The sequence below is a fragment of the Mesorhizobium sp. M0028 genome, assembly GCF_040323855.1.
Classification (GTDB): Bacteria; Pseudomonadota; Alphaproteobacteria; order Rhizobiales; family Rhizobiaceae; genus Mesorhizobium.
In genome coordinates, this window is the sequence record NZ_JAMYVG010000002.1 from 296,869 (window position 1) to 311,718 (window position 14,850).

15 protein-coding genes are annotated in these 14,850 nt (G+C 64.6%); 13 read left to right on the plus strand and 2 right to left on the minus strand.

The window, feature by feature from the left end:
• Positions 1-51 precede the first annotated feature (51 nt).
• The 3 genes from NKJ93_RS06450 to NKJ93_RS06460 all read left to right on the plus strand — a co-directional run bounded on the left by NKJ93_RS06450 (position 52) and on the right by NKJ93_RS06460 (position 1,830).
• Positions 52-759, plus strand: coding sequence for a 50S ribosomal protein L21 (locus tag NKJ93_RS06450; protein WP_352588209.1), 708 nt, complete (start codon positions 52-54; stop codon positions 757-759).
• 98 nt (positions 760-857) lie between these two features.
• Positions 858-1,127 (plus strand): 50S ribosomal protein L27, encoded by a 270-nt coding sequence (gene rpmA / locus NKJ93_RS06455; protein WP_023678077.1) that lies wholly within the window; start codon positions 858-860, stop codon positions 1,125-1,127.
• A 115-nt stretch (positions 1,128-1,242) separates the two neighbouring features.
• Positions 1,243-1,830: a GNAT family N-acetyltransferase gene (locus NKJ93_RS06460; protein ID WP_352588211.1), complete on the plus strand. Its 588-nt coding sequence runs from the start codon at positions 1,243-1,245 to the stop codon at positions 1,828-1,830.
• 10 nt (positions 1,831-1,840) lie between these two features.
• On the opposite strand, the gene NKJ93_RS06465 is transcribed toward NKJ93_RS06460, so the two are convergent.
• Positions 1,841-2,710, minus strand: a complete 870-nt coding sequence (locus tag NKJ93_RS06465) for an endonuclease/exonuclease/phosphatase family protein (protein ID WP_352588214.1) — start codon at positions 2,708-2,710, stop codon at positions 1,841-1,843.
• A 171-nt stretch (positions 2,711-2,881) separates the two neighbouring features.
• Here NKJ93_RS06465 and obgE point away from each other — a divergent pair, with 171 nt between their 5' ends.
• The 5 genes from obgE (at position 2,882) to NKJ93_RS06490 (ending at position 8,569) form a co-directional block, all read left to right on the plus strand.
• A complete protein-coding gene (obgE, locus tag NKJ93_RS06470; RefSeq protein ID WP_352588217.1) occupies positions 2,882-3,913 on the plus strand; it encodes a GTPase ObgE in 1,032 nt (343 codons plus the stop codon).
• Positions 3,914-3,915: 2 nt separating this feature from the next.
• Complete coding sequence (gene proB / locus NKJ93_RS06475; RefSeq protein ID WP_023719680.1) at positions 3,916-5,070, plus strand: glutamate 5-kinase; 1,155 nt, start codon at positions 3,916-3,918, stop codon at positions 5,068-5,070.
• Between the two features lie 13 nt (positions 5,071-5,083).
• Positions 5,084-6,370, plus strand: coding sequence for a glutamate-5-semialdehyde dehydrogenase (locus tag NKJ93_RS06480; RefSeq protein ID WP_352480953.1), 1,287 nt, complete (start codon positions 5,084-5,086; stop codon positions 6,368-6,370).
• Positions 6,371-6,619: 249 nt separating this feature from the next.
• Positions 6,620-7,207, plus strand: a complete 588-nt coding sequence (locus NKJ93_RS06485) for a nicotinate-nucleotide adenylyltransferase (RefSeq protein ID WP_031194203.1) — start codon at positions 6,620-6,622, stop codon at positions 7,205-7,207.
• A gap of 72 nt (positions 7,208-7,279) precedes the next feature.
• Positions 7,280-8,569: an MFS transporter gene (locus NKJ93_RS06490; RefSeq protein ID WP_352588220.1), complete on the plus strand. Its 1,290-nt coding sequence runs from the start codon at positions 7,280-7,282 to the stop codon at positions 8,567-8,569.
• Positions 8,570-8,598: 29 nt separating this feature from the next.
• Here the strand turns inward: NKJ93_RS06490 and NKJ93_RS06495 are convergent, their stop codons facing one another.
• Positions 8,599-9,456 (minus strand): mechanosensitive ion channel family protein, encoded by an 858-nt coding sequence (locus tag NKJ93_RS06495; RefSeq protein ID WP_023719676.1) that lies wholly within the window; start codon positions 9,454-9,456, stop codon positions 8,599-8,601.
• A gap of 240 nt (positions 9,457-9,696) precedes the next feature.
• On the opposite strand from NKJ93_RS06495, the gene rsfS reads away from it, so the two are divergent.
• The 5 genes from rsfS (at position 9,697) to NKJ93_RS06520 (ending at position 14,849) form a co-directional block, all read left to right on the plus strand.
• Complete coding sequence (gene rsfS, locus NKJ93_RS06500; RefSeq protein WP_023678068.1) at positions 9,697-10,074, plus strand: ribosome silencing factor; 378 nt, start codon at positions 9,697-9,699, stop codon at positions 10,072-10,074.
• Between the two features lie 61 nt (positions 10,075-10,135).
• Positions 10,136-10,618, plus strand: coding sequence for a 23S rRNA (pseudouridine(1915)-N(3))-methyltransferase RlmH (gene rlmH, locus NKJ93_RS06505; RefSeq protein ID WP_023719675.1), 483 nt, complete (start codon positions 10,136-10,138; stop codon positions 10,616-10,618).
• A gap of 151 nt (positions 10,619-10,769) precedes the next feature.
• A complete protein-coding gene (locus NKJ93_RS06510) occupies positions 10,770-12,113 on the plus strand; it encodes a murein hydrolase activator EnvC family protein (RefSeq protein WP_352494137.1) in 1,344 nt (447 codons plus the stop codon).
• Entirely contained in the window at positions 12,114-13,439 is a 1,326-nt protein-coding gene (locus tag NKJ93_RS06515) for a S41 family peptidase (protein WP_023719673.1), read from the plus strand.
• 198 nt (positions 13,440-13,637) lie between these two features.
• A complete protein-coding gene (locus tag NKJ93_RS06520) occupies positions 13,638-14,849 on the plus strand; it encodes a divergent polysaccharide deacetylase family protein (protein ID WP_352588223.1) in 1,212 nt (403 codons plus the stop codon).
• The last annotated feature ends 1 nt before the right edge of the window (position 14,850 follow it).

A 14,850-nucleotide genomic window follows, 5' to 3' on the forward strand; every position in this document is an offset into this window, starting at 1 on the left:
GAACCGCCTGAGGCGGTTCATCAAGGCCGACCGAACAGCGAAAGGCAAAAAATGTTCGCAGTCATCAAAACGGGCGGCAAGCAGTATCGCGTTGCCGCCAACGATCTCCTGAAGATCGAAAAACTCGAAGCCAATGTCGGCGATATCGTCGAAATCGGCAATGTGCTCGCGCATGGCGAAGGCGAGAACGTCACGTTCGGCGCGCCGTTCGTCGATGGTGCGATGGTCACCGCCGAAGTCGTCGAGCAAGGCAAGAACCGCACCGTCATCGCCTTCAAGAAGCGTCGTCGGCAGAATTCGCGCCGCAAGATCGGCCATCGCCAGCTTTTGACCACCGTCAGGATCGCCGAGATCCTGCTGGGTGGCGCCAAGCCGGCGAAGAAGGCCGCCGCCAAGACCGAAGCGAAGGCAGAGGTTGCCGCCAAGACCGAGGCGAAGGCTGAAGCTGAGCCGAAGGCCGCAGCCAAGGCAGAGGCTCCGCCGAAGAAGGAAGCCAAGGCCGAGACGACCGAGGACAAGGCTGCCGAAGCCGCCGCGCCGTTGTTCAAGGCGCCGAAGGGCGAGCCGGACGATCTGACGGTGATCAAGGGCATCGGCCCGGTTGCCGCCGGCCAGCTCAACGAACAGGGCATCACCACCTTCGCCCAGATCGCCAAGCTGTCCGACAAGGATGTCGCGAAGATCGACGAGCACATGCCGTTCAGCGCCGACCAGATCAAGGACTGGCGCGAGCAGGCAAAGGAATTGGCGAAGAAGTAGAACGAACCGGCGCAATCGTCGCCGGATCGGACTTGAAACGGAACGCGAACGCGTTCATAAGACCTTTTAGGCGCCTCGCGGCGCATCGGAGTAGTTAGATGGCACACAAGAAAGCTGGCGGATCATCGCGCAATGGTCGCGACTCCCATTCCAAGCGGCTCGGCGTGAAGAAGTTCGGCGGCGAAGCCGTGATTCCGGGCAACATCATCATTCGTCAGCGTGGCACGACGTGGCATCCCGGCACCAATGTCGGCATTGGCACGGACCACACGCTGTTTGCGCTGGAAGCTGGCGCAGTCACCTTCAACAAAAAAGCCAATGGCCGAACCTACGTATCGGTGAACCCGATGACGAAGGCAGCGGAGTAGCCGGTTCCGCAAGAGAACACCGGCACCCATCTCGGGACCGGTGTCTGGCCAAGCCAGGAAATGGATCAGGGGAGATGGGTTTCCATCTCCCCTTTTTCTTGCCTGGAGGACTGACATGGTTGCCGAAGCGGAAGCGACAGACGACGAAAGTTACGCGATAGATTGCCCGGTCCTGGTCACCGAGCGGCTGGTCATGCGGACCCCGCGTGAAAGCGACATCGAGCAATTGGTGGCGCTCGCCGATAACCGCCATGTCGCGGAAATGCTGGCCCGCATGCCGCATCCCTATGGCGAGGCCGAGGCACGCGCTTTCCTGGCTATGACGGCATCGCGCCGGGCCGGAATCGCCTATGCGTTGACGCTGGCCGGCACCGAGACCTTCGTCGGCTGTGCCGGGCTCAACACCACGGATCGCGGGCTGGAGCTCGGCTATTGGATCGGCGAGCCGTACTGGAAACGCGGCTACGCGACGGAGGCAGCGCACGCACTGGTCGACCTTGCCTTCCAGAGAACCACGATCCAGGTGCTGCACGCCTCGACGCGGGTGATCAATCCGGCCTCGCGCCGGGTCATCCACAAATGCGGCTTCCAGTATGCCGGCCAGGGCATGCTGAATTCGATCGTTGCCGGCCAGGTGCCGGTCGAGCGCTACCGCCTCGATCGCAAGACCTGGACCAGCCTCAGGAATTGGGTGCATTTTTGATGGATGCGGCTCACGCCATCTCGACCCAGACCGGCAAGTGATCCGAACCGGCCGCTTGCCGGTCGACCCACAGGCGCCTCAGCGATTTGGTAAGCGAGGCGCTGGTGAAGATGTAGTCGATGCGCTTGTGGCGGCTGGCATCGCCCGGCCGCTTGGGGTCGACCCAGGTGACGAGATCGGCGCCGGCCGCGCCGAGGCGCGCGGCGGCATCGACGGCGAGGTCGGCGGTCACCGGCATGCCGAATTCATGGTCAGGCTGGCCGGCGAGTTCGACGTGTTCCGGCGATCCGGCGAGCATGTTGAAGTCGCCCATGACGACGAAGGCTTCGGGACAAGGCAAGTCCGGTAAGCCGATCTCGGCGACGCCGGAGAGCCCACCGCCCTCGAGCGGGTAGTTCAACAGGCGTTCGCGCAGAAAGCGGATCTGGCTCAGGCGTTCGACCGGGCTGCGATGGTCGAGATGAGTGGAATAGAAGCGGACGAAGCCAAGCGGCGTTTCGATCAGCGCCTCCAGCGCGCCGCGCTGGAAGTTCATCGCCTCGAAACTGCGGCTGCGCGGCAAAAGGAGATTGCGCGACAGATGGATCGGCGTTCTCGACAGCACCATGTTGCCGAGCTGGAAGGTGGTCGTGATGGCGCGGCCGTTCTCCAGGCGCGATCCGGCGTCGGCTTCGAAATTGCTGCCGTAGACGGCAAAATAGTCGGGCAGCGCCTCGCCGAGCTCGGCCACCATGTCGCGGCCGCCATTCTTCGGGTTGGCGCGGGTGACCTCCTGCAGCGCGATCACGTCGGCGCCGCGCACCGCATCGGCGATGCGACCGACATCATAGCGGCCGTCGAGGCCGATGCCGTAGTGGATATTGTAAGTTACCAGCTTCATTCCGACATCTCGCGCTTGGAAAGCCGAAGATCGATTTTCGGCAAGGGTCAACCAAATGCTACGCGTCCAGAGATACGCGCGACGTTACAGTAGCAAAAACGGCCCTCGCCCTTCGACCCGCCTTGCTTTAGAGCAATCCCGCAAAGCCAATAGCAGAAACCATACAATCCGATGAAATTTCTCGATCAAGCCAAGGTCTACATCCGCTCCGGCGACGGCGGCGCCGGTTCGGTGTCGTTCCGGCGCGAAAAGTTCATCGAGTTCGGCGGCCCGGACGGCGGCGACGGCGGCCGCGGCGGCGATGTCTGGGTGGAGGCGGTCGACGGACTAAACACGCTGATCGACTATCGCTACCAGCAGCATTTCAAGGCCAAGACCGGGACGCACGGCATGGGCCGCAACATGACCGGCGCCAAGGGTGCCGACGTGACGCTGAAAGTGCCGGCCGGAACACAGGTCTTTGCCGAGGACAATGAGACGCTGATCTGCGATCTGACGGTCGTCGGCCAGCGCTTCCTGTTGGCCAAGGGCGGCAATGGCGGCTTCGGCAACCAGCATTTCAAGACCTCGACCAACCAGGCGCCGCGCCGCGCCAACCCCGGACTGCCGGGCGAAGAGCTCAATATCTGGCTCAGGCTGAAGCTGATCGCCGATGCCGGCCTGGTCGGGCTGCCCAATGCCGGCAAGTCGACCTTCCTGGCGGCCGTCACCGCGGCCAAGCCGAAGATCGCCGACTATCCCTTCACCACGCTGCATCCGGGCCTTGGCGTGGCCCGCATCGACGGGCGCGAATTCGTCATTGCCGACATTCCCGGCCTGATCGAAGGCGCGCATGAAGGCGTCGGCATCGGTGACCGCTTTCTCGGCCATGTCGAACGCACGCGCGTCCTTCTGCACCTCGTCTCGGCGCAGGAAGAAAATCCGGGCAAGGCCTACAAGACCGTGCGCGCCGAACTCGACGCCTATGGCAACGGGCTGACCGACAAGGTCGAGATCGTCGCTCTTTCGCAGGTCGACATACTCGATGCCGACGTACGCAAAAAGAAGGCCGCCTCGCTGAAACGCGCCGCCGGCCGCGCGCCGATGCTGCTTTCGGCGGTCACCGGCGAGGGCGTCGAGGCGGTGTTGCGCGCGCTGATGGCTGTGGTGGCGGAGGCGCGCGAAGCTGTCGCTGCGCCGGTCGAGACGCGCTGGAACGCATAGCCATGGCCGCGCAATCGCTGAAAAATTATCGGCGCATTGCCGTCAAGATCGGCTCGGCGCTGCTTGTCGACCGCACGACGGGCCTGAAGCGCGACTGGCTGGCCTCGCTTGCCGACGACATCGCCGTGCTGGCCAATGGCGGCGCCGAAATTCTCGTTGTGTCTTCCGGTGCGATTGCACTTGGCCGCACCATCCTCGGCCTCGGCAAGCGGGCGCTGAAGCTCGAGGAGAGCCAGGCGGCGGCCGCCGTCGGGCAGATCGCCTTGGCCGGCGCCTGGTCGGATGCGCTCGGCAAGAATGGTTTGAAATCGGGCCAGATCCTGTTGACGCTCGGCGACACGGAAGAGCGCCGCCGTTATCTCAACGCGCGGGCGACGATCTCGACGCTGCTCAAGATGAAGGCGGTGCCGGTCATCAACGAGAACGATACGGTGGCCACCTCCGAAATCCGTTATGGCGATAACGACCGGCTGGCGGCGCGCGTCGCCACCATGATGGGCGCCGACCTTTTGGTGCTGCTCTCCGACATTGACGGGCTCTACACGGCACCGCCTGCGCGTGACCCGCACGCTCGGTTCATTCCGATCGTCGACCGCATCACCCCCGACATCGAGGCGATGGCGGGTGCCGCCGCTTCGGAATTGTCGCGCGGCGGCATGCGCACCAAGCTCGATGCCGGCAAGATTGCAACCGCCGCCGGCACCGCCATGATCATCACATCAGGCACGCGGCTGTCGCCGCTGCTGGCAATCGAGCGCGGCGAGCGCGCCACCTTCTTCCGGCCGAGCAGCAGCCCGGTCAAAGGTTACAAGACCTGGATCGCCGGGCAGCTCGAACCGGCTGGCCGGCTGACCGTCGATGCCGGCGCCATCGGCGCGCTGCTCTCCGGCAAGTCGCTGCTGCCGGCCGGCGTCAAATTGGTCAGCGGCAATTTTGCGCGTGGCGACACGGTGGCGATCCTGTCGCCCGAGGGCCGCGAGATAGCGCGCGGGCTGGTTGCCTATGATGCCGCCGATGCCGTAAGGATCGCTGGGCTGAAGACGACCGAGATCGAAACCGTGCTCGGCTACGAGGCGCGTTCGGCGATGATCCACCGCGACGACCTTGTGGTGAGCCATGCCGGTGGTGAGCAAGTAGTCGGTGACCAGGTTACATAGCGGAGGATGAGCCATGCTGACGCTGCATGAAAAATCCCGGGATGACACCGTCGCGCTGATGGCCGATATCGGCCGCCGCGCGCATGCCGCGGCCCGACCGCTGGCCATCGCAGCGGCCGAGCGCAAGCACAAGGCGCTGGTCGGCATGGCTCAGGCGATCCTTCGGCATGAGCAGGATATCCTCGACGCCAACGCAATCGACATCAGAAATGGCGAGGAGGCTGGCCTATCGGCAGCGTCGATGGATCGGCTGAAGCTCGATCCCGTCCGCATCCGCGCCATGGCAGACGGCATCAGCGAGATCGCCGAGTTGCGCGACCCAATCGGCGAAATCATTGCTGGATGGGACCGGCCGAACGGGTTGCACATCGAACGGGTGCGCACGCCGCTAGGCGTCATCGGCGTCATCTATGAGAGCCGGCCGAACGTGACCGCCGATGCCGGTGCGCTCTGCCTCAAGGCGGGCAATCCGGTGATCCTGCGCGGCGGCTCGGATTCAGCGAATTCTTCCGCCGCGATCCATGCCTGCCTGGTCGAGGGGCTGAAGGCAGCCGGGCTGCCGGAGGATGCCATACAATTGGTGCCGACCACCGATCGCGCCGCCGTCGGCGAAATGCTGAAAGGGCTTTCCGGCAATCTCGAGGTCATCATTCCGCGCGGCGGCCGCAGCCTGGTCGAGCGTGTGCAGAAGGAGGCGCGGGTGCCGGTCTTCGCCCATCTCGAGGGCATCTGCCATCTCTATATCGACCGATCGGCTGATCTCGACATGGCGGTCAAGATCGCGGTCAATGCCAAGATGCGGCGCACCGGGGTGTGCGGCGCTGCCGAGACGCTGCTGGTCGACCGTGCCGTCGCCGTCACGCACCTGGTGCCGATCCTCGAGGCCCTACGGGCGGCAGGATGCGAGATCCATGCCGATGCCGAGGTGCTGAGGCTTTATGCCGATGCCCAGCCCGCGACCGATGCAGACTGGGTGACCGAATATCTCGACGCGATCATCGCTGTGAAGCTGGTCGACGGCATTGGCGGCGCGATCGAGCATATCGAGACGTTCTCCTCGCATCACACCGAGGCGATCGTCGCCGAGGACGCCACAGCGGTCGACCGGTTCTTCAACGAGGTCGATTCGGCGATCCTTCTGCACAACGCCTCGACCCAGTTTGCCGATGGCGGCGAATTCGGCATGGGCGCCGAAATCGGCATCGCCACCGGCAAGATGCATGCCCGCGGACCGGTCGGCGTCGAGCAACTGACGTCGTTCAAATATCGTGTACGCGGGTCGGGACAGGTGAGGCCTTGAAGCTTTGTGTTCAAAGAACCTGAAGCCTTGCGCCCAGCCACCCCCCTCTGTCCTGCCGGACATCTCCCCCTCAAGGGGGGAGATCAGCTCTCGTTCGCGATTTCGCCAATTGCCGGGCGGGCAGAATTCAAGCTGTCATTGAAGCTGACAATCTCCCCCCTTGAGGGGGAGATGCCCGGCAGGGCAGAGGGGGGTGCCTGACGCATGCTTGCCTTGTCCGAACATGCCATATCCTCCCGTTACCTCAAGATGCCGCATGCCGGGAAAGGCGTGGCGGTCGGGCTGTTTGGCGGTTCGTTCAATCCGCCGCACGCCGGGCATGCGCTGGTCGCCGAGATCGCACTCAGACGCCTTGCTCTCGACCAGCTGTGGTGGATGGTGACGCCCGGCAATCCGCTCAAGAACGCTGGTGAACTTGCGCCGCTGGCCGAGCGGCTGCAGCTGTCTGAAAAGATCGCCAAGAACCCGAAGATCAAGGTCACCGCCTTCGAGGCGGCCCACCACGTCCGCTTCACCGCCGACACGCTGGCGTTGGTCAAGGCGCGTAACCCCGGCGTCGATTTCGTCTGGATCATGGGGGCCGATTCGCTTCGCGACTTCCACCGCTGGCAGCGCTGGCGCCGTATCGTGATGACGTTCCCGATCGCGGTGGTCGACCGGCCAGGTGCGACGCTGTCGTTCCTGTCGTCCGTGGTCGCCAAGACTTTCGACTATGCCCGCGTCGACGAAGGCGACGCACCGCGGCTCGCCCGCATGAACGCGCCGGCCTGGACCTTCATCCACGGCCCGCGTTCGTCGCTGTCGTCGAGCGCGATCCGCAATGTGGCAAAGGGCTGAGCGGGCGGAAGGCAAGTCCAGCCATGTCGCATTTGCCGCTGCCTTGACCTGCTTGATGGGCGATCCTCGGTCATGACGATTCTCGAGCGCGACCAGGACAAGAACGGTCTAGGGCAGCCGGCGCCCTCGATCGCCATTGCCAGCATCCTCTTGTCGATGGCGCTGATCGCCGTCGGCAATGGGCTCATGTTCGCCTATATCCCAGTCCGGCTCGGCGCCGAGGGCTTCGATCCGACTTGGGCGGGGCTGATCGTCACCGGCCTTTCGGCTGGCGGCCTCGCTGGCTGCATCCTGACCGGGCCGCTGGTGCGGCGTGTCGGCCATGCCCGCGTGTTCATGGTACTGTCGGCGCTGATCGTGCTGTCCAACGCCGCGGTCGGCGCCGGGCCGCACCCATTGCCATGGATCGCTGCACGGGCGCTCTACGGCTTTGCCATATGCGGCCTGTTCATTGTCGCGCAGAGCTGGCTGAACGATGTCGTCGCAAACGCCATCCGCGGCCGGGTTATGGCTATCTTCTACGTTGCCTATGTCGCCGGACTCGGCGGCGGCTATTCGACGCTGGCGTTGATCGATATCCGCGCGGCCGATGCGCCGCTGATCGGCATTGCCTTCACCGCGCTGTCGATCCTTCCCGTCGGGCTGACGCGGCTCGCGCAGCCACCGGCGCCGCAAGCGGCGTCGGTGGCGCTCGGCCGCGCCTGGCGAATCTCGCCGGTCGGCGTTGCCGGCATGCTTGCCGTCGGCGGCCTGTCGATGACGATTTCGGGTTTTGCGCCAATCCATGCCACCGCCAGAGGCTACAGCCAGGCCGACGTCGCCTTGCTGCTTTCGGCAATGCCGGTCGGCACGCTGATCCTGCAGATTCCCCTCGGCTGGATTTCCGACCGCACCGACCGGCGCTTTGTGCTGATCGCGGCGTCGGCGCTTGCCGCCGCGGCGGGCCTGTTTGCACTGGGTTTCGACGGTGGCGCTCTGGCGACGCTGCTCGTCATCTACGTGGTCTGGGACGGCGCCTCGGAATCGATCTATTCGCTGGCCAGCGCCCATGCTGGCGACCGCGCCGGCAAGGACGACATGGTGGCGCTGTCGAGCTCGCTCTTGTTTGCCTGGTCGCTGTCCGGCTTCGTCGTGCCCGGCATTGTGACCGGGCTTTCCGCCATCTATGGCACGCAGGCCTTCATCTATGTGGCGATCGTCATTGCCGCCGCCTACTGCTTGTTCGTTCTCTGGCGCGTCGGCATGGTGCGGCCCGTGCCCGCCACCGAGACCGGCAGTTTCGCGCCGATGACGGCGCAGGCGCCGTTGCCTGTCGATCTCGCCTTCGCGCCCGAAGATCAGCGCGGGCGCGGAGAGCTTTGAGGGCCATCTGCGGGCTGGCTTCAAATGCTCTATTGCTGCGTGGCTGAGGCCTCCGGCTGCGGCGCTTGCGGCGCCGGCGCCGGAATTGAAAGGCCTTCGGCATCGAACGCCTGCTTGACACTCTTGGTGAGGTCGATCTGGGCGGCGAAGAAATCGGCAGCCGCCGTCCAGTAGCGCAAGGTGATGGCGACAGTGCTGTCCCCGACAGTCGCGACAAAGGCGATCGGCGCCGGCTGCCGCCTGACGCGCCGGTCGGCGGCGGCGACACCGAGCATGGTCTTTTGCGCGAAATCGATGTCGTTCCACGAGCCGATGCTGAGCGTGATGTCGCCGCGGCGCACACCATTGCGGGTGAAATTGCGGACCGGCTGGTTCCACAGGGTCGAGTTAGGTGCAAGCACGTATACACCTTCGACCGTCCTCAGCGTTGTTGCAAACAGCCCGATCTCCTCGACGGTACCGGATATGGCGCCGACCTCGACATATTCGCCGATGCGGAACGGCCGCAGCGCCAGCAGCATGATGCCAGCGGCAATGTTCTGCAGCGTGCCTTGCAGCGCCAGACCGATGGCCAGGCCGGCGGCACCGATGGCGGCAATGATCGAAGCCGTCTGCACGCCGAACTGGCCGAGAACCATGATCACGACAAGCCCGAGGATGGCGTAGCGGACGACCTGCGAGAAGAAATGGCGGAGCGTTTCGTCGAAGCCGTGAACGTGGCCGAGGCCGGCATAGATCGAACGCTCGGCGAGGCCGGCGACGATGTAGCCGATGACCAGCAGGATGACGGCGCCGACCGCCGAAAGCGAGTAGGAGACGATCAGCGTGCTGAGTTGCGCCAGGCCGGATTGCACGGTGAGGAGGGCGTTCTGAGGATCGATCGGCATGTCGGGATTCCGGTTCGTGGATGAGCCGATAACCGCTGCGGGGCGAGGCGGTTCCGAATTTCTGGCCCGGAAAAGCCGCATATTCGGCCGTTACCGGGCGTCTGCTTGCGAGCGGTGTCTTGAAACTGCAACCTAACTCTGCCTATCTAAGCAGTGTCACCTGATTTGAAAGGTGATTTGGTTGTTCTTGCTGCGAAAGGAAATACACTGAGAACAGCACTGCGGAAGAAGGCCGACATCGTGCCTTCGCCGGCCGGGATCAGCGTAAACGACGCCGTGTCCCGCGCCATCAAGACAGTCCTTGCCAGTCTGGAAGACTCCAAGGCCGAAAACATCGTCTCAATCGACATTCAGGGGAAATCGAGCCTCGGCGACTACATGGTCGTCGCGTCGGGCCGATCGCACCGTCATGTCTCGGCTGTCGCCGATCATCTCCTCAAGGCGCTCAAGGATGCCGGGCTCGGCACGGCGCGCGTCGAGGGGCTGGCTGGCGCCGACTGGGTCCTGATCGATTCGGGCGACATCATCGTCCATGTCTTCCGTCCCGAGGTCCGCGACTTCTACAATCTCGAAAAGATGTGGCAGGCGCCGGATCTTGAGGAAGAGACCCTCCACTGAGCCGTATTCGTCTTGATGCATGTCGTTGTGCGACACGCATCAGCGGCTCTCCGAGGCAGGGATGAAGATTACCGTTCATGCCGTGGGCCGAATGAAAGCCGGCCCCGAGAAGCAGTTGGCCGACCGCTATTTCGAGCGTTTCGCCAAGAGCGGCCCTGCCGTAGGCCTCGAATTCGCCGGGATCGCCGAGATTGCCGAAGGCCGCGCGCAGACGGCCAATGAGCGCCGGCGCGAGGAAGGCCAGAAGCTGCAGACCCACTTGCAACCGGGCACGGCGCTGATGCTGCTGGATGAGCGCGGCAAGAACCTTTCCTCCGAGGATTTCGCCGGCCGCATAAGCTTGCTGCGCGATGGCGGGCGCAAGGCGCTGGTGATCGCCATTGGCGGCGCCGACGGCCATGACCAGTCGCTGCGTGACTTGGCTGATCTGACGGTGTCGCTCGGCGCGCTGACCTGGCCGCATCAGCTGGTCCGCGTCATGCTGGGCGAGCAGCTTTACAGGGCGGCCACGATCCTTTCCGGCCACCCCTACCATCGTTCATGAAGCCGGTTCGATCAGCGAATTGACGCCAGCCGCCCGGATTTCTGCCCCAATGCTCATCGACAGTTTGGGCTCATAGGGGTTTGCGGATGGCGGCCGGGCTCGAACATGGTTGATGGTTCGTTAACGAAGCCGCGCATAGAGTTGGGCTTCAATGTCTGAAGACTGGAAATCACGAACGGGCTCCTGGCGCGTGCGCTACGGCATCGCAGCGGCGGTGATCGTGGTTTCGCTCGGGATCGCGCGGGCTGAGAACACGCTCGACCTGGCGCCGGACCCGGACCAGAGCCGCGCCGAATACGAAAAGGTATCGAAAGAGATCACGCTGTCGTCCGAGCGGCTGGCCAAGCTCGCCGCCGACATAGCGGCGGTCAAGAAGGACCATGCCTCGATCACCGCGGCACTGATCCAGTCGGCGATGACCGAGCAGAAGCTCGGCCAGGACATCGAGGACATTGGCGGCAAGCTGGAAGGGCTGAAGGCGCAGGAGCAGAAGATACGCGCCTCACTGGCCGCCAGACGTGACGTTCTGGCCGAAGTGCTCGGCGCGCTGCAGCGCATGGGGCTCAATCCGCCGCCGGCGATCCTGGTCAAGCCGGAGGACGCATTGTCGTCGGTGCGCAGCGCCATCCTGCTCGGTGCCGTGGTGCCGGAACTGCGCCAGCAGACCGACATGTTGCTGGCCGATCTCAAAGAGCAGTCGCGGGTGACGGCCTCGATCGAGGCCGAGCGGGCGCGGCTGACGGCAGCGGTCGGCGAGCAGGCGGCGGAAAAAAAGCGGCTCGGCATGCTGCTCGAAGCCAAGCAGAAGCTCGCCGCCGATACGCAAACCGCGCTGGCCGCCGAAAAGCAACGGTCCGCGACGCTGGCGGCCAAGGCCGGCAGCCTGAAAGAGCTGATCGCATCGCTCGAGGCCGACAGGGCCCGCAAGGCGGCGGATGCGGCCAAGGCAGCCGAGCAAAAGACGGTGGACGCCGACAAGGGCCCGGCATCGGCCCCGGCGCCAACGGAACTGGCCTCGCTGCCGGTGCCGGAGAGCAACAGGCTCACCGCTGCTGCGCCGTTTTCCGCGCTTCAAGGGCAGATCGCGCTGCCGGTCACCGGCAGGATCAAGCGGCGCTTCGGGGCCAACGACGGTAACGGCGCGGTGATGCTCGGTGACATGGTTGCGACACAATCGGGAGCCATCGTCACAGCGCCGGCGGATGGAAACGTGCTTTATGCGGGGCCTTTCCGCTCTTACGGTCAACTCTTGATCCTGAATGCGGGTGACGGCTATCATGTCGTCCTGGCGGGGATGAGCAGAATCAGCGTCGCGTCTGGCCAGTCGGTGCTCGCAGGTGAGCCGGTCGGCGCGATGGGAGAGGCCCGGGTGGCGAGCACCTCGGCATCGAAGAATGGAAATGCCACGCCGGAGCTCTATGTCGAGTTCCGCAAGGATGGAAAACCCGTCGATCCGGCCCCATGGTGGGCGGACCGTTTTTCTGGAAGGACGTGAATGATGCGGAAACTGTCGCTTCTGTTTGCCGGTGCGCTGATGGGTGCATCGGCGATGAGCCTGGTCTATGGCGCGCCCGGCTCGACGGCGAAGGCTGCGGGCTCCGAGACCTATAAGCAACTGGCGATCTTCGGCGATATCTTCGAGCGGGTGCGGGCGAATTATGTGACGCCGCCCGACGACAAATCGCTGGTCGAAAATGCCATTAACGGCATGCTGTCCTCGCTCGACCCGCACTCCTCCTACATGAATGCCGAAGAAGCGCAGGACATGCGCGTGCAGACCAAGGGCGAGTTCGGCGGCCTCGGCATCGAGGTCACCATGGAGAACGACTTGGTCAAGGTGATCACGCCGATCGACGATACGCCGGCCGCCAAGGCTGGCGTGCTCGCCGGCGACTATATCGCCAAGATCGACGGCGAGGAGGTTCGCGGCCTGACCCTCAACGACGCCGTCGAGAAGATGCGCGGGCTGGTCAACACACCGATCAAGCTCACCATCCTGCGCCAGGGCGCCGACAAGCCGATCGAACTGACGGTCGTGCGCGACATCATCAAGGTAAAGGCGGTGAAGTTCCGGGTCGAAAACGACATCGGCTACATGAAGATCACCTCCTTTACCGAAAAGACCTATGACGACCTCGAGAATGCCATCGACACCATCAAGAAGCAGGTGCCGAACGACAAGCTCAAGGGTTACGTGCTCGACCTGCGCCTCAATCCGGGCGGTTTGCTCGACCAGGCGGTGAGTGTGTCGGATGCCTTCCTCGACCGTGGCGAGATCGTCTCGACGCGCGGCCGCGATCCGAAGGACGTCACCCGCTTCGACGCGCGGGCCGGCGACGACATCGGCGGCAAGCCGCTGATCGTGCTCGTCAATGGCGGCTCGGCCAGTGCCTCGGAAATCGTTGCCGGCGCGCTGCAGGATCTGCGCCGCGCCACGGTGGTCGGCACGCAGTCCTTCGGCAAGGGTTCGGTGCAGACCATCATTCCGCTTGGCGAGAACGGGGCGCTGCGGTTGACGACGGCGCTCTATTACACACCGTCCGGCAAGTCGATCCAGGGCAAGGGCATCACGCCCGATATCAAGGTTGACCAGCCGCTGCCGGCGGAACTGCAGGGCAGGGACCTGACGCGCGGCGAATCCGACCTCAAGGGCCATATCAAGGGCGCCGACGAAGGCACGACCGGTTCGGGCTCGGCAGCCTATGTGCCGCCGGAACCGAAGGACGATTTGCAGCTCATCTATGCCGAGCAGCTGCTGCGCGGCCAGAAGACCGATCCGGCGTTCCCACCGAATCCGCAGAAGGCCGTGTTGAACCAATAAGGGCAGGCAAGCCGGGCCAAACAGGTCTGGCTGCCTGAGCGAAGCGATGCGATGCTGCCGGGGCCGCGAGGCTCCGGCAGTTTGATTCGGGGCCGCGGCCGGCATGCTGCGCGTCCAGTGAAGCGAGGGGACGCGCCGACATTTTGGATTTGCGCCTCCGGAGGTTTCACTTCGGAGATGCGCGCCGGGGGTGCGGGCTTGGCTGATATCGGCAAGGACATAGAACGACCTCTCGGACAGGCGATCCGGGCGCCGCGCCCAGGCAGCAGGATCAGCGCCGGTGCAGTCGCGGCCGCGCTCGTCGTGCTGGCCGTGGTCGGCGTTTCCGGCGCGATCGCCTTGCGCGACAAGCCGTTCCGCAAGCCGCAAGAAGTCGCCGTTTCGACGCCGAAGATGCCGGCAGCGGCGGATCCCGCCGCGGCGCCGGCCAAGGCGACGCCCGCAACGGAAGCGCCAAGCAACGCAAGCGAACAGAAGACGGGCGAACAAACGACAAGCGGGAAGATGGGCGGTCCGCAGATCATCCATGTCCAGACCGAAGAGGGCGACGGTCCGCCCAAGGCGGCCATTGTCATCCGCGACCCTTCGACGATCGGCCAGAACCTCAGGATCGCGCACATTCCCGACAAGGCGCTGATCGAGGCCAGCGAGACCGGTCCGCTGCCGATCCGCGCCGCCGACGGCCGGCGCCCGTTCGATGTCTATGCGCGGCCGTGGTCCGGCGCACGCGGTGCACGCGTGGCGCTCGTCATCGGCGGGCTTGCCGTGTCGCAGACCGGCACGCAGGCAGCCATCGCCAAGCTGCCGGCGGAAGTGACGCTGGCCTTCGCGCCGCAAGGCAACAGCATCGGCCGCTGGATGCAGGTGGCGCGGCAAGGCGGCCATGAGGTCATCATGCAGGTGCCGCTCGAGCCGTTCGACTATCCGAACGTCAACCCCGGCCGTAACACGCTGACCGTGGCAGCGGCGCCGGACGAGAATTTGAAGAATTTACGCTGGGCGCTGTCGCGAACGACCAACTACACCGGCGTCATGAACTATATGGGCGCCCGCTTTTCGGCCGACGCGACGGCGATGGGGCCGTTGATGGCCGAGCTTGGCAAGCGTGGTCTGGCCTATGTCGACGACGGTTCGTCGGCGCGCAGCCTGGCATCCGAATTGGCGCTGAAGGACGGCGTGCCGTTCGTCGGCGGCGATACGGCGATCGACGCGGTGCAGGACCGCGGCGCCATATTGAAGAAACTGGATGGGCTGGAAGCGACGGCACGGGCGAAAGGCTTTGCCGTCGGCATCGGCTCGGCCTTCGACCTGACAGTCGATACCGTGTCGTCCTGGGTGGCCGAGGCCAAGAAGCGCGGCATCGAGATCGTGCCGATTTCGGCGGTGGCCATAGATCCGGAAAAAGGCTGAC

Bases quoted from the DNA above. Each gene is read 5' to 3' on its own strand.
- NKJ93_RS06450 (WP_352588209.1), top strand. From the start codon at position 52: ATGTTCGCAGTCATCAAAACGGGCGGCAAGCAGTATCGCGTTGCCGCC.
- rpmA (WP_023678077.1), top strand. From the start codon at position 858: ATGGCACACAAGAAAGCTGGCGGATCATCGCGCAATGGTCGCGACTCC.
- NKJ93_RS06460 (WP_352588211.1), top strand. From the start codon at position 1,243: ATGGTTGCCGAAGCGGAAGCGACAGACGACGAAAGTTACGCGATAGAT.
- NKJ93_RS06465 (WP_352588214.1), bottom strand. From the start codon at position 2,710: ATGAAGCTGGTAACTTACAATATCCACTACGGCATCGGCCTCGACGGC.
- obgE (WP_352588217.1), top strand. From the start codon at position 2,882: ATGAAATTTCTCGATCAAGCCAAGGTCTACATCCGCTCCGGCGACGGC.
- proB (WP_023719680.1), top strand. From the start codon at position 3,916: ATGGCCGCGCAATCGCTGAAAAATTATCGGCGCATTGCCGTCAAGATC.
- NKJ93_RS06480 (WP_352480953.1), top strand. From the start codon at position 5,084: ATGCTGACGCTGCATGAAAAATCCCGGGATGACACCGTCGCGCTGATG.
- NKJ93_RS06485 (WP_031194203.1), top strand. From the start codon at position 6,620: ATGCCGCATGCCGGGAAAGGCGTGGCGGTCGGGCTGTTTGGCGGTTCG.
- NKJ93_RS06490 (WP_352588220.1), top strand. From the start codon at position 7,280: ATGACGATTCTCGAGCGCGACCAGGACAAGAACGGTCTAGGGCAGCCG.
- NKJ93_RS06495 (WP_023719676.1), bottom strand. From the start codon at position 9,456: ATGCCGATCGATCCTCAGAACGCCCTCCTCACCGTGCAATCCGGCCTG.
- rlmH (WP_023719675.1), top strand. From the start codon at position 10,136: ATGAAGATTACCGTTCATGCCGTGGGCCGAATGAAAGCCGGCCCCGAG.
- NKJ93_RS06510 (WP_352494137.1), top strand. From the start codon at position 10,770: ATGTCTGAAGACTGGAAATCACGAACGGGCTCCTGGCGCGTGCGCTAC.
- NKJ93_RS06515 (WP_023719673.1), top strand. From the start codon at position 12,114: ATGATGCGGAAACTGTCGCTTCTGTTTGCCGGTGCGCTGATGGGTGCA.